At 71.3% G+C, this 17,994-nt stretch carries 17 protein-coding genes; 7 read left to right on the top strand and 10 right to left on the bottom strand.

Translation table 11 applies throughout. The features are described from left to right. Positions 1-36: 36 nt before the first annotated feature. From AB0D18_RS04925 to AB0D18_RS04910, 4 genes are all read right to left on the bottom strand, one after another. Positions 37-264: a DUF6458 family protein gene (locus AB0D18_RS04925; protein ID WP_362412870.1), complete on the bottom strand. Its 228-nt coding sequence runs from the start codon at positions 262-264 to the stop codon at positions 37-39. Positions 265-415: 151 nt separating this feature from the next. Next, the gene (locus AB0D18_RS04920; RefSeq protein ID WP_362412867.1) at positions 416-1,708 is read right to left on the bottom strand and encodes a M18 family aminopeptidase; all 1,293 of its coding nucleotides are present in this window, start codon (positions 1,706-1,708) and stop codon (positions 416-418) included. Positions 1,709-1,863: 155 nt separating this feature from the next. Beyond that, positions 1,864-2,586 carry a hypothetical protein gene (locus AB0D18_RS04915; RefSeq protein ID WP_362412864.1) on the bottom strand — a complete coding sequence of 241 codons (723 nt, stop codon included), beginning with the start codon at positions 2,584-2,586 and terminating at the stop codon, positions 1,864-1,866. 134 nt (positions 2,587-2,720) lie between these two features. After that, positions 2,721-4,547: an acyl-CoA dehydrogenase gene (locus AB0D18_RS04910; protein WP_362412861.1), complete on the bottom strand. Its 1,827-nt coding sequence runs from the start codon at positions 4,545-4,547 to the stop codon at positions 2,721-2,723. 401 nt (positions 4,548-4,948) lie between these two features. Here AB0D18_RS04910 and AB0D18_RS04905 point away from each other — a divergent pair, with 401 nt between their 5' ends. After that, positions 4,949-5,578 carry a hypothetical protein gene (locus AB0D18_RS04905; protein WP_362412858.1) on the top strand — a complete coding sequence of 210 codons (630 nt, stop codon included), beginning with the start codon at positions 4,949-4,951 and terminating at the stop codon, positions 5,576-5,578. A 22-nt stretch (positions 5,579-5,600) separates the two neighbouring features. Here the strand turns inward: AB0D18_RS04905 and AB0D18_RS04900 are convergent, their stop codons facing one another. The 6 genes from AB0D18_RS04900 to AB0D18_RS04875 form a co-directional block, all read right to left on the bottom strand. Next, entirely contained in the window at positions 5,601-6,014 is a 414-nt protein-coding gene (locus AB0D18_RS04900) for a hypothetical protein (protein WP_362412856.1), read from the bottom strand. A 119-nt stretch (positions 6,015-6,133) separates the two neighbouring features. Then, positions 6,134-7,021: an ABC transporter ATP-binding protein gene (locus tag AB0D18_RS04895; RefSeq protein ID WP_362412853.1), complete on the bottom strand. Its 888-nt coding sequence runs from the start codon at positions 7,019-7,021 to the stop codon at positions 6,134-6,136. A gap of 67 nt (positions 7,022-7,088) precedes the next feature. Further along, the gene (locus AB0D18_RS04890) at positions 7,089-7,928 is read right to left on the bottom strand and encodes a hypothetical protein (RefSeq protein WP_362412850.1); all 840 of its coding nucleotides are present in this window, start codon (positions 7,926-7,928) and stop codon (positions 7,089-7,091) included. Continuing rightward, positions 7,925-8,560 (bottom strand): hypothetical protein, encoded by a 636-nt coding sequence (locus tag AB0D18_RS04885; protein ID WP_362412847.1) that lies wholly within the window; start codon positions 8,558-8,560, stop codon positions 7,925-7,927. Before AB0D18_RS04885 ends, AB0D18_RS04890 begins: the two co-directional genes overlap by 4 nt. 32 nt (positions 8,561-8,592) lie before the next feature. Then, complete coding sequence (locus tag AB0D18_RS04880) at positions 8,593-9,621, bottom strand: hypothetical protein (RefSeq protein ID WP_362412845.1); 1,029 nt, start codon at positions 9,619-9,621, stop codon at positions 8,593-8,595. Then, positions 9,618-10,169 (bottom strand): sigma-70 family RNA polymerase sigma factor, encoded by a 552-nt coding sequence (locus AB0D18_RS04875; protein ID WP_362412842.1) that lies wholly within the window; start codon positions 10,167-10,169, stop codon positions 9,618-9,620. Before AB0D18_RS04875 ends, AB0D18_RS04880 begins: the two co-directional genes overlap by 4 nt. Before the next feature lie 244 nt (positions 10,170-10,413). Between AB0D18_RS04875 and AB0D18_RS04870 the strand changes: the two genes are divergently transcribed. The 6 genes from AB0D18_RS04870 to AB0D18_RS04845 all read left to right on the top strand — a co-directional run bounded on the left by AB0D18_RS04870 (position 10,414) and on the right by AB0D18_RS04845 (position 17,982). After that, positions 10,414-10,578 (top strand): gallidermin/nisin family lantibiotic, encoded by a 165-nt coding sequence (locus AB0D18_RS04870; RefSeq protein ID WP_362412839.1) that lies wholly within the window; start codon positions 10,414-10,416, stop codon positions 10,576-10,578. Positions 10,579-10,695: 117 nt separating this feature from the next. Beyond that, the gene (locus AB0D18_RS04865) at positions 10,696-14,031 is read left to right on the top strand and encodes a lantibiotic dehydratase (RefSeq protein ID WP_362412836.1); all 3,336 of its coding nucleotides are present in this window, start codon (positions 10,696-10,698) and stop codon (positions 14,029-14,031) included. Beyond that, complete coding sequence (locus AB0D18_RS04860) at positions 14,028-15,485, top strand: lanthionine synthetase C family protein (protein ID WP_362412833.1); 1,458 nt, start codon at positions 14,028-14,030, stop codon at positions 15,483-15,485. Before AB0D18_RS04865 ends, AB0D18_RS04860 begins: the two co-directional genes overlap by 4 nt. A gap of 63 nt (positions 15,486-15,548) precedes the next feature. After that, positions 15,549-16,127: a flavoprotein gene (locus AB0D18_RS04855; RefSeq protein WP_362412830.1), complete on the top strand. Its 579-nt coding sequence runs from the start codon at positions 15,549-15,551 to the stop codon at positions 16,125-16,127. After that, complete coding sequence (locus tag AB0D18_RS04850) at positions 16,124-17,170, top strand: ABC transporter ATP-binding protein (RefSeq protein ID WP_362412827.1); 1,047 nt, start codon at positions 16,124-16,126, stop codon at positions 17,168-17,170. Before AB0D18_RS04855 ends, AB0D18_RS04850 begins: the two co-directional genes overlap by 4 nt. Beyond that, positions 17,167-17,982 carry an ABC transporter permease gene (locus tag AB0D18_RS04845; RefSeq protein WP_362412824.1) on the top strand — a complete coding sequence of 272 codons (816 nt, stop codon included), beginning with the start codon at positions 17,167-17,169 and terminating at the stop codon, positions 17,980-17,982. Before AB0D18_RS04850 ends, AB0D18_RS04845 begins: the two co-directional genes overlap by 4 nt. Positions 17,983-17,994 lie beyond the last annotated feature (12 nt).

Genomic DNA, 17,994 nt, shown 5'->3' with positions numbered 1-17,994 from the left:
CGGGTGGTGCCGGTCACTTGGTGCGCCCGTTGCCCGTCACTCGTAGTGCCGGTAGCGCTCCTCGACCACGCCGCCCTCGACGGGCGGGGTGCCGACGCCGCGGCGCCGCTTGAGGATGCTGGTGAAGACCACGATCCCGATGATGCCGACAAGCATCATGATCACCCCGACCAGGTCGAGGTTGACGCTCTTCATCTCCCAGTCCGTCGCGAAGGTCAGGATGGCCCCCACCGCGACGAGGACGATGCAGCCGCCCAGTCCCATGTCAGTTCGCCTCCGAATGCGCTTGCTCGTGACCGCTTCGGGCCCGGAATCAATCGGACCTCGTTGTACGAGGGCGAGTACCCGGGCCCGTAACGGCCATGCGCGGAGGCGGAGTTCCCAGCCCGTCGGGCTGTGGACTCCGATTCCCGCCTCAGGCCTCCAGGAAGGCCGTCAGCGCGTTGGCCAGCAGGTACGGGTCGTCGGCCCCGCACAGCTCGCGCGCACTGTGCATGGAGAGGATCGCGACGCCGATGTCGACCGTCCGGATGCCGTGCCGGGCGGCGGTGATCGGGCCGATCGTCGTGCCGCAGGGCATCGCGTTGTTCGACACGAAGTTCTGCCACGGCACCCCCGCCTTCTCGCAGGCCGCCGCGAACACCGCACGGCCGGCGCCGTCGGTGGCGTACCGCTGGTTCACATTGACCTTGAGGATGGGGCCGCCGTTGGCGCGCGGGTGGTGCGTCGGGTCGTGCCGCTCCGCGTAGTTGGGGTGCACGGCGTGCCCGGTGTCGGAGGACAGACAGATCGTCCCCGCGACGGCGCGCGCCTTGTCCTCGGGGGAACCGCCGCGGGCGAAGACGGAGCGCTCCAGCACGTTCCCGAGGAGGGGGCCGTCGGCGCCCGTGTCGGACTGCGAGCCGTTCTCCTCGTGGTCGAAGGCGGCGAGCACCGGGATGTACGACAGCTTCTCGTCGCCGCTCGCGACGGCGGCCAGCGCGGCGACGCCCGCGTGCACGGAGATCAGGTTGTCCATCCGGGGGCCGGCCAGCAGCTCCTGGTCGCGGCCCAGGTAGGAGGGGGCCTCGACGGCGTGCGGCATCAGGTCCCAGCCGGCGACGTCCTCGGGGTCCACCCCCGCCTCCTGCGCGACGTACGCGATGAGGTCGCCCTCGTGCACCTCGCCCAGGCCCCAGATGGGCTGCATGTGGCGCTGCTTGTCGAGCTTCATGCCCTCGTTGACCTGGCGGTCGAGGTGGACGGCGAGCTGCGGGACGCGCAGCAGCGGCCGGTCGATGTCGACCAGGCGGTGCGAACCGTCGCGCAGGGTCAGCCGGCCGGCCAGACCGAGGTCCCGGTCCAGCCAGGTGTTCAGCAGCGTCCCGCCGTAGACCTCGACGGCGACCTGGCGCCAGCCCTCGTTGCCGGTGTCGGGCAGCGGCTTCACGCGCAGGTTGGGGGAGTCGGTGTGCGCGCCGACGATACGGAACGGGGTGTGCGCCTGCGCGCCCTCCGGGACGTACCAGGCGACGATGGCCCCGCCGCGCAGCACGTACTTGCCGCCCGTGGTGCCGTCCCAGGCATCGGTCTCGGCCACCTGCCGGAAGCCCACCTTCTCCAGCCGCTCGGCGGCCGCGGCGACGGCGTGGTACGGCGAAGGGCCGGCCATCAGGAAGGACATCAAGTCGTCGGTGTGTCCGCGATCGAAGCGGGCTGCTGTGCTCATGAGATCAGCGTAACCAGGCCCACTGACACCCGGGTCACGGCCGGATACCGGCTGCCACCCGGGTCGTGGTCCGGCAGCGGCCCCGGCCCCGGCAAGGGTCCCGCGGCTCCGGAGGACTAGGGCACGCGACCGCGGCAAGATCCGCCGGACAGGCCCTAAAGCCCCGGCGGCCGCTCGAACCTCCTGCGCAGCGGCATCCGGCGGTCTCCGCGCGCCACTCTGGGCAGCATCTGCGGGGTACCCGCCGCGCGCTGCGCCTGGCGGCGGCGGCCCGCGCAGAAGATGCACTCCTCGCCGGGCGGCGCGTCCGGGTCGATGGGGGCGCCGGGGTGCTGTGCGCAGCCGGAGGAATTGCGCGGCCGGGACAGCTCGCGGGCCAGCACGAAGGCCCGGTGCAGAGCCTCGGCGAGGGCGGCGAACTCCTCCGGCCGCGAGGCCGTCCCGAGGTTGAAGGACCGCTCGTTGACCAGATCGAACTGGGCGGTCAGCGTGGCCCGCGTGGTGCGCTGCGCCGAGTGCTCGGGCAGCCGGGGCGTCTCCTCGGCCGGGGTGGGCGCCCCGCGCTCGGTGAGCCGGCGGCGGTGGTTGCAGATCAGGCAGCGGCCCCAGCCGTCGGGCACGGTCGGGTCGACGGCGCCGTCCGGGTGCTCCTTGCAGCCGGTGACGTTGCGTGCGGGGGCGAGCTCGGACGCGGTGCGGAACGCGCTGTAGAGGGAGTCGGCGATCGGTTCGTAATCGGAGGGGTGGGCGCCGTCGTACAACTCGCTCACCAGGTCGTTCGCCGAGCCGAGTCTGCTGCGCAGCTCCTTGAGCGCGTGTGGGAGCCCGGTCGGGACCGAGTACCCGTTGCCCTTGCCCTGCTGTTCCTGTCCTGCCATGTCACCAAGGTTCGCACGCACCACTGACAACGGGCCGGAGATGTTTCACGTGAAACATCTCCGGCCCGCGCACTCAGTCCCCGATGCCGACTGGAAGGACCAGAAGGACTGGGAAGCAGCCTCGTCCCGAAGGACTAGAAGGCAGCCTCGTCCAGCTCCATCAGCGAGCCGTCGACCGACTCGGCCTTCGCCCGCTCGACGCCCACGCCCGGCAGCACGTTCGCGGCGAAGTACTTCGCGGCGGCGATCTTGCCGGTGTAGAAGGCGGTGTCCTTGGCGGAGGCGCCCGCCAGCTTCTCGGCTGCGACTGCCGCGCCGCGGAGCAGCAGGTAGCCGACCACGACGTCGCCCGATGCCATCAGCAGACGGGTCGTGTTGAGGCCCACCTTGTAGATGGCCTTGACGTCCTTCTCGGTGCCCGCGAGGTCCGTCAGCATGGCGCCGACGATGGCCTCCAGGTCCACGGCCGCCTTGGCGAGCTGCTCGCGCGCCCCGGCCAGCTCCTCGCCGCCGGTGCCCACGGCGAGGAACTTCTTGATCTCCTCGGCGAGCTGGTTCAGCGCGGCGCCCTGGTTGCGGACGATCTTCCGGAAGAAGAAGTCCTGGCCCTGGATCGCGGTGGTGCCCTCGTAGAGGGTGTCGATCTTGGCGTCGCGGATGTACTGCTCGATCGGGTACTCCTGCAGGTACCCGGAGCCGCCGAAGGTCTGCAGCGACTGCGCCAGCTGCTCGTACGACTTCTCCGAGCCGTAGCCCTTGACGATCGGGAGCAGCAGGTCGTTCAGCGCGATCTCGGCCTTGGCGTCCTCGCCGTTGGCCTCCTTCAGCGCGATCTCGTCCTGTACGCAGGCGGTGTGCAGCACCAGCGCGCGCATGCCCTCGGAGTACGCCTTCTGCTCCATGAGCGCGCGGCGGACGTCCGGGTGGTGCGTGATGGTGACCTTGGGCGCGGCCTTGTCCATGAAGTTGGCCAGGTCGGTGCCCTGCACGCGCTCCTTGGCGTACTCAAGGGCGTTGAGGTAGCCGGTGGAGAGGGTGGCGATGGCCTTCGTGCCGACCATCATCCGGGCGAACTCGATGATCATGAACATCTGGCGGATGCCGTCGTGCTTGTCGCCGATCAGCCAGCCCTTGGCGGGGTGCTGGTCGCCGAACGTCATCTCGCACGTGTTGGAGGCCTTGAGGCCCATCTTGTGCTCGACGTTCGTCGCGTAGGCACCGTTGCGCTCGCCGAGCTCGCCGGTCTCCCAGTCGAAGTTGTACTTCGGCACGAGGAAGAGGGAGAGGCCCTTCGTGCCGGGTCCCGCACCCTCGGGGCGGGCGAGGACGTAGTGGAGGATGTTCTCCGACATGTCGTGCTCGCCGGACGTGATGAAGCGCTTCACGCCCTCGATGTGCCAGGAGCCGTCCTCCTGCTGGATCGCCTTCGTGCGGCCCGCGCCCACGTCCGAACCGGCGTCCGGCTCGGTGAGGACCATCGTGGAGCCCCACTGCTTGTCCACGGCGATCTGCGCGACCTTCTTCTGCGCCTCGTTGCCCTCCTGGAAGAGGATGCCGGCGAAGGCCGGGCCCGAGGAGTACATCCAGACCGCGGGGTTGGCGCCGAGCAGCAGCTCCGCGTAGGCCCAGATCAGGGAGCGCGGGGAGGTCGTGCCGCCGATCTCCTCCGGCAGGCCCAGGCGCCAGTACTCGGAGTCCATGAAGGCCTGGTAGCTCTTCTTGAACGAGGCGGGGACGGGAGCGGTGTTCGTCGCCGGGTCGAAGACCGGCGGGTTGCGGTCGGCGTCCTCGAAGGACTCGGCCAGCTCGTTCTCGGCGAGACGGCGCAGCTCGTCGAGGATGCTCTTGGCGGTCTCGACGTCCATCTCCGCGAACGGGCCGGTGCCGTACAGCTTGTCGCGACCGAGCACCTCGAAGAGGTTGAACTCGATGTCCCGGAGATTCGACTTGTAGTGCCCCATGGCGACGGCTCCGTATAACTCGGGGAGGCGGGATCCTCGTAACTACTACCAGCAAGTAATCACAATGATGCTACCCACCGGTAATAAGCCGCAACCCCGGACGGTCCGATGTGACGAGGGTCTAGTTGCGGGCGGGTCCGCGGGCGGGACCGGGTTCGCGGGCGGGACCGGGGCCGGGGTGAGGGCTGCCGCAGGGGCGTCCACGTGGGGTCCCGGGCGTGTCACCGGGCACGAAAGCGTCGCGTCGTGGTCGTGGCGGGAAAGCGCCGAAGTCGCGCCGTGGTCGAGTATGAGTGGGGTCGGTAAATGAACGACAATGATGGCTTGATACTTTTCCTTGCTCTGTTAGGTTGAAACTCTGTAAGGCATCTCCAGCATTTTTGATGTACGGGGGAGTCCGAATGTCTGTTTTGCGATGTACGAGGATCGTGATCGTCCAGTCGGAACTCGGGCCGCGGCTCCTGGATATGTCGTCGATGCTTGAGGAGATCGACTTTTCCCTGCTCCTCACGGACGACGTCGAGGAGGAGCTCAGCCGCTGTCCGACGGGCGTGGCGGTGCTGCCCGCTCTGAACGAACTGCAGGTGGGGAGGGTCAGCGAGGTCGCCGAGCGATTCCCCCTGGCGAGCGTGATCGGCGTGGTGCACGAGGCCGAGGGATACCGCACGCGGGAAGTCATCCAGGCCGGCGCCGTCCTGGCGATGAACGTCCTCATACCGATCGAGGAATATCGGGAGGCGTTACGGACGGTCGCGCGCAGGTGTGAGGAAATGGTTTATTGGTCGTCCGTGAAGAAATCCGGCGACCGGTCGTATGATGGTGAATTCCTCGGCCTCAGGGACGAGGGTGAAATACGGCTCGCGCGCCTCCTCTGCAGTTTCAAGACGACCGTCGAGATAGCCGATGCGCTCTTCTGCAGCGAGCGCTCCGCATACCGGCGAATCCGGTCGCTCTACGTGGCATGCGGCGTGCGCAACCGCAGCGAGCTGCGGGAACTGGCCGCGCGGTCGGGCATGGCGAGGGTGTCCTGACCGCGGACGCCCCCGCCTCGGCTCAGCTCTTCTTCTTGTCCTTGCCCGTGGTGCAGAGCGCCAGTGCGTGGCTGCGCATCGCGCCCAGGCCGACCTGCCAGCCGCCCTCGGACTCCCGCCGGATCCCGTCGATCTTGGTCACGCCGGCGTCCTCGGCCTTGCGGTTCAGCGCGTAGGCCTTCCCCGATTCGTCGACGAAGACCGTCTGCTCGTCCTTGCGGCACTCGATGCTGCCACGGTCCACGGTCAGCGGCCACAGGTGCACCAGGTTCTCCTTGGCGATCGCCTGCCGGGTGCCGTTCGGGGACGGCAGCGGGACCGGCGACTTGCCCGCTTCCGGGTCCATGCCGACCGCGCCGCACCCGGCGAGCAGGGCCGTCACGGCCACCGCCGCCACGGAGAGCAGCGTCTTGCGAGCCGTGTTCCTGTGCGTCATCTCCCGTTCCCCTCCTGCGATCTGTGCGATCCCTGCGATCCCTGTGATCTCTGCGATTCGTGTGCCGCGTGTGCTTCGGGTGCCGCGTGTGCTTCGGGTGCCTCGTCCGTCCCGTGTGTTCACCGCTCCCCCACCGGCGTCCGGCGGCTGAGGCGCATCAGCGCCACGTAGCCGTCCTCCAGGGTCGGTTCGACGGGCTGTGCGCCCTCCGGCGGGCGCTCGGTGACGATGCGGTAGAGCGTCCCCTGCGGACCTGCCTGGGCGTTGACCACCGCGATGTCACCGGCCGGGGCGGGGCCCGCGGTCATCAGTGCGTACGTGCTGTTGCGCGCGGCGTCGACCAGGCTCTGGGTGGAGCCGTGGTGGACCAGCCTGCCGTGCGTCATGACGGCGACCTCGGGGCAGGTCTGGGCGACGTCGTCCAGGATGTGGGTGGAGAGGATCACCGTGCGCCCCGCGCCGAGCTCGGCCAGCAGGGCACGGAAACGCATCCGCTCCTCCGGGTCGAGGCCTGCCGTGGGCTCGTCCACGATGATCAGCTGCGGGTCGCCGAGCAGCGCCTGCGCGATGCCGAGGCGGCGCTTCATGCCGCCCGAGTACCCGCCGGCACGCCGTCCGGCCGCCTCCGTGAGCGCCACCCGCTCCAGCAGCGAGTCGATCTGGCGGCGCCGGGCGCGCTTGTCGTCGAGGCCCTTGAGCAGACCGATGTAGTCGAGGAACTCCCGCCCCGTCAGGTCCGGGTAGACGTCCAGCTCCTGCGGCAGGTAGCCCAGGGTCCGCTTGACGGCGGCCCGGCCCGCGCTGCTGGAGAGGTCGTGCCCGCCGACTGCCACCGTCCCCGAGGTGGGGGTGATGATGCCGGTCAGGATGCGCATCAGGGTCGTCTTGCCCGCGCCGTTCGCGCCCAGCAGGCCGACCATGCCGCCGCGCAGCTGGAGGTCGATCTCGTCCAGGGCTCGTACGCCGCCCTTGAATTCCTTGGTGAGCCGGTTGATCAGGATGTCCATGGAGGACCTCTCCTCAGTCGGTGGTGAGGGCGGGAGGGGAAGGGCGAACCGGAGAGAAGGGGCCGGTTCAGCGGCGTACGGCGGTGGTGGACCTGGCGATCAGGAAGAGGACGCAGGACACGGCGAGCAGCGCCAGCACGCTCCACAGCGCGGTGGTGGCCGACGGGTCCGGTGACAGGACGCCGGGGGACCCGCGTCCCGCCCACAGCACGTCGGCGTGCAGCCAGCCCGCCCCCGCGTAGTCGCCCAGCGGGGAGAGGAGGGTGCCGGTCGGCGTGGGCAGCGGCACCAGGTTGGTGCTGAAGACGGTCGTCCAGAACCAGCCGAGCACCGCGATCACCCGGGCCAGCGGCAGCGGCAGGAAGAGCGCGAGCGTCGCCGCGAACGTGGCCAGGACCAGCGCGCCCGGCACCACGATGGCCAGCAGCGCCAGGACCGCCCAGAGCGGCGAGGCGGGCGCGCCGTCCGTGACGGCCGTGACGACACCCAGGACCAGGAAGAGCGCCGCCACCGGCGCGAGCGCGGCGGTCAGCGCGCCGAACAGGGTGCCCACCATCCGCCAGGACACGCTCGCCGGGGTGGAGAGCAGCAGCTCGGTGAGGCCGAGACCCCTGATGCGTACGAAACGGTCCGCCAGCGAGACGCCCGTGCCGACCGTCGTGATCATGTTGGCGAGCACCGCCCAGGTGGCGAGCTTGGCCATCGTGTCGTCCAGGTTCGCCGTGCGCGGCGACGTGATCATGATCAGCAGTGCGACGGCGAGCAGCGGCAGTACGGACAGCCACAGCATCTTGCCGCGCATCGCCATCCGGAACTCGTAGAGCGCGGTCGCGGTGAAGGCGAGCGGCAGCAGCCGCGGGCGGGTACGGGCCGCGGTGGCGTCGGCCCGGTGCTGGTGAAGGCTCATGAGGCGCTCCCGGCGAGTTGGCGCTCGCTGTCCTTCAGCGCGTGCACGGCCAGCAGGGCCATGGCCACGCCGAGGGCCAGCAGGAGCGAACGGTTGACGATCCAGGACGAGATGAAACGGTCCAGCCACATCACCTGCAGCAGCCATACCCCCAGCACCACCGATGAGGCGGCAGCCGTGGAGCGCATCTTGGCCTGGGCCCAGGCGGCGGCCCCGATGAGCAGCACGCTCGGCCCCATCGGCACCAGCAGCGCGGTGGGCCCCTGCGCGGGATGGTTCCACTGGCCGGCCAGGGCGAGACCGACGATGCAGATCCCGGCGGCCAGCAGCGACACCAGGGTCACCACCGTGAGCCGCCGTCGTACGGTCACCGAGTACGGGGTGGGCAGGGCGAGTTGGACCTCCACCATCGGGTCGCGGGCGGCGGCGGTGGCGGCGGCGAGGCCGACCGCGACCGGCAGCACGCTCGCCACCAGGCGCACCATGCCGGTACCCGCGTCGTCGCCGGCCGACGCGTCCTGCGAGCCGACCACCAGGGACATCGCGATGATCGCGGCGGCGGCCAGCAGCGGCAGGGCCGGGGCGGCCTTCCCGCACCGGCGGGCCTCGTGGATCCAGAGGGCTTGTTCCATACCCAGTACGTAGCGGCCGGGCGGCGGGAGGTTCACTCCACAGGGAAAGTTTTTCCCGGGCGCGATTCGGGACGCGACACGAGCACGGCCGCGGCCGCGAAGAACACCAGCGCGGCGGTCACCGTCCACACATTGGTCGACCAGACCAGCGACATGACGTGCCCGATGCCGACGTCCTCGCGCCCCAGGCCGTCGGACGCCCGGGAGCGGGCCCCCAGCGCGCCCACCGCCCAGAGGGCGAATCCCGCGATCCAGCCGAGCCAGGGCGCCTTCCACAGGGCCACCAGGAGAGCCACCGAGGCGCCGAGCAGGGACGGCCCGAACCAGGCGGCGAGCAACGCGGTGAACGGCGGCCCGCCGACCCCCGCGGTCACCGCGGAGGTGGCCAGCGCCGCACCGACCGTCATCGCCAGCACCAGTACGAGCCGGGCCATGAACACGGTCTGCGGGGGGACGTACAGCGTGTGGAACAGCTCGGAACGCGGGTTGCGGCCGGTCGACGCCACGCCCAGGGCGGCCAGCAGGGCGCCCATGTTGAGGCAGGCGCCGAAGACCATGGCGCCCCAGGCGTCGTCCCCGGTGAGCAGCGCCAGCGCGCCGCCGGTGACGAACAGGGCGAAGACGACGGGCCCGAGGGAACGCGGCAGCAGCCGGAACTGCTGGCGTACGAGCGCGGGCGCGAGCCGCCGGAGCCGGGGGCGGTGCGGTACGGGGAACACCGAAGCAGCAGAAGCAGCCGAAGGAGCACCAGCAGAAGCAGCAGCCGAAGGAGCACCAGCAGCAGCACCAGAAGCACCAGCAGAAGTCACCGCCGGCGCCGGTGCGTCGTCCAGCAGCGCGCCGAGCAGAAAGTCGAAGTCCGGCACGGGAGTCGGCGGGAAGTCCAGCCGGTCCGCCGTCCTGACCGCCTCCGCCAGCGCGGTCCAGCTCTCCGCCTCCGTACGGCATCTCGCACAGACGTGCAGGTGGGCGCGGACGGAATCGGGGACGCGGGCACTGTCGGGCCCGGGGTTCCCCGCGCCGCCCAGCGCGGTGAACTGGTCGTCGGTCAGATGTGTCACGGCTCCACCCGTTCTTCGGCGAGCGCCCGGACGAGGGCCGCGCGTGCGTGGGACATTCTGCTCTTGACCGTGCCGACGGGCACCCCGAGCACGGCGGCGACGTCACGCTGCGGCAGTTCCTCCACCAGGGCCAGAACGATCACTTCGCGGTGGATGTCGGGCAGCGCCCGCACGGCTGCGACGATGCGTTGCCGCGAGGCGCTCGCAAGGACCTGAGCCTCCGTTCCAGGCCGCTGATCTGCGACTTCACTCGCTTGTTCCAAGTCCACCGTCTCTGCCTCCTTGCGCCGGAGTCTGTTGTGGGCCTGCCGGCGGGCCACCCCGAGCAGCCAGCCGCGAACCGAGGAATCGCCCCGGAACGCAGCAGCGGACTGCCACACCGCCAGCCAGGACTCCTGCATGATCTCCTCGGCCACCGAAGTGCTCGGGCAGAGCCGTCTGAGCAGCCGTAACATCGCGGCGGCATGCCGCTCGTACAGCGGTCGCAGAGCGGTTCTGTCGCCCAGTGCGAGCGCGTTCATGAGTTCTCGGTCGTCAGGCACTGTCATGTACGTAGCAGCTCCTGCGGCTTTGGTTCACTCCCCGGCGGCACAGTCCGAACGGGAAAGCCCAAGTCCCTTGAGGTGTGGGGTACTTCGGCGCCACGGGTCTGGCACCAACCCATCACCGTGGCACTCCGCTGCCACTCCTGCCAACGTCTCCAGCAGGTCTTGAGTCCATCCCGAGCGGCGGTCTTACTGGTTCCAGGCCGCCAGCCCGGTGGCTCGGAAACGAACAACTCTGGAGGGTCTTATGCCTACCAACAACGAGTTCGCCCGTGACCTGGACGTCCTGGACCTCGACATCGAGGTTGCGGTCGAAGAATCCGCCGTGGGCCCGATGGTGACCAGCTGGTCGGTATGCACCCCGGGTTGCACCTCCCCCGGTGGCGGCAGCGCCTGCAGCTACTGCTGCTGATCCCAGGCAGCTGAGGCTGCTGGTCTGAACGGTCCTGGTGCCGCCGCCCTCCGGGGCGGCGGCACCAAGGCCGACCCACACGCGAAAGACCCGCACGCGATGGACCCGGAGGCAACGGTGACGGTGCAGGAATCCCGGCGGACACTGTTCCGCGGTTGGGACCACTTCTTGTTGCGCGCGCCGCTCGCGGGCCCGCGCACGGAACAGCTCCCCCCGGGCGAGGGCCGGACCGGCCAGCTCGCCCTGCTCGCCGCGCTCGCGGCGGACCCCCTTCTCTGCGAGGCCGTCGCCCTGGCCAGCCCCAGCCTGTCGCGCACCATCGACCTCGCGGGGCGGGGCGACACCGACCGGCTCAGTGACGCGCAGGTGCGCCGCGCCGCGCTGTCCGCACTGCGCTACGACATCCGGATGCGGACCCGCCCCACCCCCTTCGGGCTGTTCGCCGGAGTGGCCGGCGGCCGCTTCGACACGGGCGCGAAGACGGAGGACGACGCACGCGGGCCCCGGCACCGCACCCGGGTCGACATGGACTGGCTGTTCGGCCTGGTCCAGGACCTGGAGGCGCTGCCCGGCATCCTGACCCGGCTGCGGGTGCAGGCGCACACCGCGCTCGTCGAGCGCGGCGGCCGGATCAGGCTCGACACCCCCGCCAACCCCGGCGTCTCGGCAGGCCAGGAGGCCCGCAGCAGCGTCTCCGTCCGGTCGACGCCCGCCGTGCGGGAAGTACTGGGCGCGGCGCGGGAGTTGATCCCGGTACCCGAACTGGCCCAGCACCTCCTCACCGCCTTCCCCTCCGCGTCGGAGGAGTCCGCACTGCGCATGGTGCAGGGCCTGGTGAAGCAGGAACTGCTGATCACCTCGCTGCGCCCGCCGCTGGACGGCGAGGACCCGCTCGACCACGTCGTCGACGCGCTCCGGCCGCCCGAGGGCGCCCCCGCCCCCGACGTCCTCCCCGTTCTCCTACGTATCGCCGAACTCCGGGACGCCTACGACGCGTGCCCGCCAGGCGAGGGCAGGCAAGCGCTCGCCGCGCTCACCGGGGCGATGCGCGAACTGCGGGAGAACGAGACGCCCCTGCACCTGGAGACCTCGCTCGGCGCGCACGTCACCCTGCCCGAACAGGTCCGCACCGAGGCGGAGCGCGCCCTCGACGTGATGTGGCGGATCGCCCCCGACCGCCTCGGGATGCGCCCGTTGCGCCCGTACCAGCGTCTCTTCCTGGAGAAGTACGGAGTGGGACGGCTCGTGCCGATCCTCGAACTGCTCGACGAGACCGTCGGTCTCGGCGCACCCGCCGGATACACCTGGCCCAACGCCGAGGCGATCGAGGAACCCGGCGACGAGAGCCGGGGCCCTGGGCACGAACGGGTCCTTGCCCGGCTGGCGGCCGAGGCCGTCCGCGACGGCAGGATCGAAGTCGTACTCGACGACAAGGTGCTCGACGAACTCGATCCGGATCCGGCGGACCCGCGCACCGCCTCCACCTCCTGCGAGCTGTACCTCCAGCTCGCGACCGAGAGCGCGGAGGACCTGTGCGACGGCCGGTTCCGGCTGGTCCTCGCACCCAACCCGGGCTCGCACCGGGCGGGCGCCACCCTCGGCAGGTTCGCCGACCTCCTCGACCCGGCGGTGGCCGAGGGCGTCACCGAGCGCTGCGGGAACATTCCGCCCCAGGTGCCGGGCGCGATCGTCGCCGACCTGGCGTACGTACCGCGCTCCGCCAGGGCGGGGAACATCGCCCACAACCGGGCCTGCACCGGCCGCCGCATACCGGTCGGGCTGCCCGTCGAAGGCCCCGACGACATCCGGCTCGACGACATCGCGATCGGCACCACCCTCGACCGGATGTACGCGGTCCACCTGCCCACCGGTCGTGAACTCGTCGCCGTGGCACACAACATGCTCAGTCCGGGCACCCAAGCACCCAATGCCGCAAGGATGTTGTACGAGATAGGCCAGGAGGGCCACCGGCTCTGGGAGCCCTGGGACTGGGGCCCCGCGTCGGCGGCGCCGTTCCTGCCCCGGGTGCGGTACGGGCGGGTCGTCCTCTTCCCCGCCGTCTGGAAGCTCGACGCACTGCGCGCCCACGCCGAGACCGGCGGCCCGAAGTGGGCGGCCGCCATCGACGAGTGGCGCCGGACCTGGCGGGTGCCCCTGCAGATTCTGGCCCTCAGCCAGGACCAGCGGCTGCTGCTCGACCTCACGGACCCCCTGCACCGGGAGATCCTCCGGGACGAGGTGCGCAAGGACGACAAGCTGATGGCGCAGGAACCGCCTGCGCACACCCTGCCCCGCCCCGACGGCACGCAGCCGTCGGACACCCTGCCCGGTCCGGCCTCCGGTGACGGACCGTCACCGGACGCCGGACCGTCATCCGACGACGCACAGGAATCGGACGACACACAAGCCTCGGACGGCGAGCATTCACCGGATGACGGAAGCGCACCCGCCTGGCCGTTCGGCAGGACGGTGGAGCTGGTGCTCCCCGCGCAGCGCGACCCCGATCTGCCGCCCACCCTCCCGGCCGGCGCCACCCAGGTCCTCACCGCCCCCGGCGGCGGACCCCGGGCGGTCCTGCCGGGCGGCGAGTGGATCTACCTCAAGCTGTACGGTGCGTGGCGCGGTCAAGAGGCCCTGATCTGCGAGCAGTTGGGCCCGCTGGTCAGTACCGCACTCGAAGCGGGCGCCGACCGCTGGTTCTTCATCCGCTACCGGGACCCCGATACCCATCTGCGGCTGCGGCTGCACGGCGACGCCGCCACACTGTGGCCGAAGGTGCTGCCCGCGCTCGTACCAGGACTGGAGTCGCTGCGCGCGGCGGGCCTGATCGGCCGGTACGTGCTCGACACCTTCGACCCCGAGTGGGAACGGTACGGAGGACCTGCCGCGCAGAGGGCCTGCGAGGAGTTCTTGCAGGCCGACAGCGTGCTGTGCGCGACCCTGATGGACCTGGCCAGGCAGCCGGGCGCCCCCTACGACCTGGACACCCTCGCCACCATCGCCGTCGCCGCGCTCGCGCACTCCTTCGGTGCGCCCTCGCCGGGCACCCCGTGGACGCACCCGCGCACCGAGGGCGACCCCGCCGCGGCCTGGCTCGGAGCGACGGGCGACCGCAAGGACGTACCGCCGCGCTACCGCGCCAAGCGGCAGTACTGGCGCGGACTCCTGGACCCCTACGGCGGCTGGCCGGGTCTGGCCGCCGACGAGGCGGGGCGGCGGGTGCTCGCCGCACTCGCACTGCGCGACGCGGCAGCCGCCCGCTACGGCGAGCGGGTACGGGAGCTGGCAGCCCAAGGGGCCCTGCCCACACCGGAGTTCCGGATCGTCGGCAGCCTCATCCACATGACCTGCAACCGGCTCTTCGGCGGCACCCAGGAACGCGAGGACGCCGCGCTCGCCGTCTCCCGCGCGACCGTACTGGACCACCTCGACCGACGGAGGCACACCGCATGACCGCAGGCGCTCCCCCTACGACGACCACAGCGCCCGCCCCGGTGCTGACCGGTCCTGAGGCTCAACGCGCCGCCGAACTGGTCGAGTTGACGGGCATTCGGCTCGCCGACCCGCAGACGGTGGCGGACGTGGCAGGTGCCGACGGCAACCGGGAACCCGTCTTCAACACCCTCATGTGGGAGCCGATGGCGCTCTCCCACGGCTACCCGGGCACCGCCCTCATGTTCGGCGAGCTGGCCCGCCGGGACCCCAAGTGGCTGGCCCCCGCCGACGCCCATCTCCGGGTGGCACTGCGGGAGATGCCCCGCAACCCGACCAACGGCCTCTACTACGGGCCTGCCGCGGTACTCGCCGCCGCCGAGACCGTGGCAGGCGCGGAGGGGCACTACGCGACGCTGCGCGCCAAGCTCACCCACTGGGTCGCCGCCGACCAGCAGAAACGACTGGCCTCGCTGCGCGAGCGGACGGAGCGCGGGGAACAGGGCGTGCCCTGGTTCGCGTACGACGTCATCAACGGGCTGTCCGGAACGGGCAGGCTGCTGCTGGACGCGGCGGCCCCGGAGGCCGGTGGTACGGGCGTGGTCTCCGACACCGCGGACACCGCGTTGCGCGCCACCCTGGAGCACCTCGTCCGGATGACCGAACCCCTCGACGTGCGCGGCGAGCGGGTGCCCGGCTGGTGGATCCCGCAGGAGCTGCAGCCCGTCGAGCAGGACAAGATCCAGTACCCGGAGGGCGACTTCAACCTCGGACTCGCCCACGGCGCGCCAGGACCGCTGACCCTGCTCTGCCTGGCCGCCGAGCGCGGCGTCGAGGTGCCGGGGCTGCGGGACGCGGTGCGCGCGCTCGCCCAGTGGCTGGCCGACTGGACCATGCACGACGCGGCGGGCCCCTACTGGCCGTGCCGGGTGTCGTGGCAGGAGGAGACCGGCGCACAGCGCCCTGACGCAGGTTTCACCCGTACCGCCTGGTGCTACGGAGCACCCGGAGTGGCCGGGGCACTGCACCGGGCGGGACGGCTGCTCGGCGAGCAGACCTGGCAGGACCTGGCCGTGTCCTCGATGCGGGTGGCGCTCGAACGCGACGAGAGCGAATGGCGGGTGGACGGGCCGACCGTCTGCCACGGGTACGCGGGACTGCTCCAGGTCCTCGTACGGATGGCCCGCGACACCGGCGACGAGACCCTGGCGGCGGGCGCCCGCCGGATGGCGCTGCGGGTGCTGGACTTCGCCGACGAGGACGCCCCGTTCGTCTTCCGCCACCTGGTCCCCGACCACCCGGAGGGCTGGCGCAGGGCCACCGCGCACCGGCGCCTCGACGTGGCCGGAGTGCTCGAAGGCGCGGCCGGAGTGGCCTGCGCGCTGCTGGAGGTCCTGCCGGACGGCGATGCCCGGGGCACCGGCGGCGGGCTGTGGCGGGGTGCCGCCTGGGACCGCGTACTGATGCTCGGCTGACGACCACTGTCTTCTTCGCTTGCCTGCTCCGCCGCGGACACCGGCTTCAGAAAGGAACCTTCCATGACGTTCGTGCCACCGAAGCCACCGAAGCCCGATGTGCCGCAGCGGCTGCTGATCGGCGTCAGCGGCTCCATCGCGTCGCTCGCCCTGCCCACGTACCTCAATGTCTTCCGGGCGATGGGTGTGGACCGGATGACGCTGGTCCTGACCCCGGCGGCGGAGAAGTTCCTGCCGGCCGCCACGCTCGCCCTGATCAGCGACACCGTCGTCACGGAGGCCGACCACGGCCCGGGGCACGTGGCGCTGGCCCGGTGGGCCGACGGGATCCTGGTGCTGCCCGCCACGGCCCACCTGCTCGGCTGCGCCGCACACGGCCTGGGCCCCAACCTCCTCTCCACCACGCTGCTGGCGGCCGAGGAGCCCGTCGTGTTCGTCCCGGCGATGAACCCGGTGATGTGGCGGGGAGCCGCGGTACGGCGCAATGTGCGCCAGCTCAGGGCGGACGGCCACGTGGTGGTCGAACCGGTCGAGGGCCAGGCCTACGAAGTGGCCACCCGCACCCTGCGGCCGGGACTCACCCTGCCGCCCCCCGAAACGCTCCTGGCCGCCACCCGGCGGGTCACGGAGGAGGCGGCATGAAGTCCCGTTCCCCTTCCCCTTCCCCTTCCCTCGCCGCTTCCCGCCCCGATTCCCGCCCCGCCTCCCTTCCCGCCGTGGTCCTCGAAGGACTCGGCGTCCGGTACGGCGACACGGTGGCGGTCGACGCGATGTCCTTCGGCATCGAGGCGGGCCGCATCAGCGCGCTGCTCGGCCCCAACGGCGCCGGAAAGTCCAGCGTGATCAAGGCGATCTGCACCCTGCTGCGCCCCTCCGCCGGCCGGGCCCGCGTCTTCGGCCACGACACGCAGGACGCCCCGATGGCGGTACGCGGGGAACTCGGCGTGGTCTTCCAGGAACCCACCCTCGACCAGGACCTCTCCGTCGAACGCAACCTCCGCTTCCACGCCCGCCTGTTCGGGCTGCGCAGGGCGGCGGCCGACACCAGGATCGAGGAACTCCTGGAGTCCTTCGGGCTCACCGACCGCCGGAACTCCAAGGTGGAGGACCTGTCCGGCGGTCTGGCCCGCCGGGTGGAGATCGCCCGCGCGCTCGTGCACCGGCCGCGGCTGCTCGTACTGGACGAACCGACCGTGGGCCTGGACCCGGAGTCCCGCCGCGCGGTCTGGAACGACCTGCGCGCCCTGCGCTCCAGCAGCGGGCTGACCGTCCTCTATTCGACGCACTACATGGACGAGGTCGAGTACGCGGACCAGGTCGTCATCGTGCGGGACGGCGGCGTGGTGCGCGAAGGCACCCCCAGCGCGCTCAAGTCGGGCCTCGGCCTGTCGGGCCTCCTGCTGCTCACCCACGACGACGCCGCCGCCGAACTCGCCCTGGGACGGGCCGGGTTCACGGTCTCCGCGGCCCCGCCGGGGGAGGGCGGCGAACCGGGCGGACTCTTCGTGCGGTCCACCGCGCCGGAGGAGGACGTGTCGGCGGTGCTCGGCGCGGTCGGCGCCGCGATCCGGTCGGTGTCCGTACGGCACCCCACGATGGACGACGTATTCCTGGAGGCAGCGGTGCACCACAGCCACGAGTCCGGCGGCAGTCGCGCCGGTGCGGTTCAGGAGGCGGGCGTATGAGCGCCGCGGCGGTGGCCGTCCGCCCGGGTGGCGGACGCGTGAACAGTGCGGCGGTCGCGGTCCGCGCGGTCGGCGTGGTCGCGGGCCGGGACCTGTACCGGCTGGTCGGACAGCCCGGCATGCTGGCCACCCAGGGCCTCCAGATGCTGTTCTTCCTGCTGGTCTACGCGATCGGCTTCAACGGCATGATCGGCTCGGTCGGTGACGTGCCGTTCAGCGCGTACGTCTTCCCCGGCATCCTCGCCATCCAGGTCGTCTCCACCGGTGTGAACACGGGCATGTCGTTCGCCTGGGACCGCCGCTTCGGCTTCCTGCGGGAGATGGAGGTCGCCCCGGTGCCGCGCTGGTCGCTGCCGCTCGGCAAGGCGGCCGGGACGACGGTGATCGGCACCGCCCAGAGCGCGGTCCTGCTGGCGTTCGCCCCGATCGCCGGAGTGCACCTCACGCCGCTCTCGGCACTGCTCGGCCTGGTGGTGTGCGCGGCGACGGCGGCGGTCTTCTGCGGGGTGGGGCTGGTCCTCGCGCTGCTCTTCACCCGGATCGAGGTGCTGCAGGGGGCGGTCCAACTGGCCATGTTCCCGCTGCTGTTCCTGTCCGGGTCGATCTTCCGGCCGGACCAGGCGCCGGGGTGGCTGTCGAGTGCGATGTACGCGAACCCGATGAGCTACTGCGTGGATCTGCTGCGGCAGGTGCTGATCAATATGCCCGGCGGGAAGGTGCCGGTGCTGATGCCGGCCTGGGCGGATCTGCTGGCGCTGGCGGTGCCGGCGGTGGTGCTGGTGGTGGCGATTCGGTGGCGTAGCGGGCGGTAGGGCGGCGGCGGC

This window comes from Streptomyces sp. NPDC048442 (assembly GCF_040651475.1).
GTDB lineage: Bacteria > Actinomycetota > Actinomycetes > Streptomycetales > Streptomycetaceae > Streptomyces.
Note: the sequence above shows the minus strand (reverse complement) of the source record. Positions and strands in the feature narration are given on the sequence as shown.

Coding starts and splice junctions, on each gene's coding strand:
- AB0D18_RS04875 (WP_362412842.1), bottom strand. CDS start 10,169: ATGACAGTGCCTGACGACCGAGAACTCATGAACGCGCTCGCACTGGGC.
- AB0D18_RS04870 (WP_362412839.1), top strand. CDS start 10,414: ATGCCTACCAACAACGAGTTCGCCCGTGACCTGGACGTCCTGGACCTC.
- AB0D18_RS04915 (WP_362412864.1), bottom strand. CDS start 2,586: ATGGCAGGACAGGAACAGCAGGGCAAGGGCAACGGGTACTCGGTCCCG.
- AB0D18_RS04860 (WP_362412833.1), top strand. CDS start 14,028: ATGACCGCAGGCGCTCCCCCTACGACGACCACAGCGCCCGCCCCGGTG.
- AB0D18_RS04905 (WP_362412858.1), top strand. CDS start 4,949: ATGTCTGTTTTGCGATGTACGAGGATCGTGATCGTCCAGTCGGAACTC.
- AB0D18_RS04850 (WP_362412827.1), top strand. CDS start 16,124: ATGAAGTCCCGTTCCCCTTCCCCTTCCCCTTCCCTCGCCGCTTCCCGC.
- AB0D18_RS04900 (WP_362412856.1), bottom strand. CDS start 6,014: ATGACGCACAGGAACACGGCTCGCAAGACGCTGCTCTCCGTGGCGGCG.
- AB0D18_RS04845 (WP_362412824.1), top strand. CDS start 17,167: ATGAGCGCCGCGGCGGTGGCCGTCCGCCCGGGTGGCGGACGCGTGAAC.
- AB0D18_RS04910 (WP_362412861.1), bottom strand. CDS start 4,547: ATGGGGCACTACAAGTCGAATCTCCGGGACATCGAGTTCAACCTCTTC.
- AB0D18_RS04890 (WP_362412850.1), bottom strand. CDS start 7,928: ATGAGCCTTCACCAGCACCGGGCCGACGCCACCGCGGCCCGTACCCGC.
- AB0D18_RS04920 (WP_362412867.1), bottom strand. CDS start 1,708: ATGAGCACAGCAGCCCGCTTCGATCGCGGACACACCGACGACTTGATG.
- AB0D18_RS04925 (WP_362412870.1), bottom strand. CDS start 264: ATGGGACTGGGCGGCTGCATCGTCCTCGTCGCGGTGGGGGCCATCCTG.
- AB0D18_RS04885 (WP_362412847.1), bottom strand. CDS start 8,560: ATGGAACAAGCCCTCTGGATCCACGAGGCCCGCCGGTGCGGGAAGGCC.
- AB0D18_RS04895 (WP_362412853.1), bottom strand. CDS start 7,021: ATGGACATCCTGATCAACCGGCTCACCAAGGAATTCAAGGGCGGCGTA.
- AB0D18_RS04855 (WP_362412830.1), top strand. CDS start 15,549: ATGACGTTCGTGCCACCGAAGCCACCGAAGCCCGATGTGCCGCAGCGG.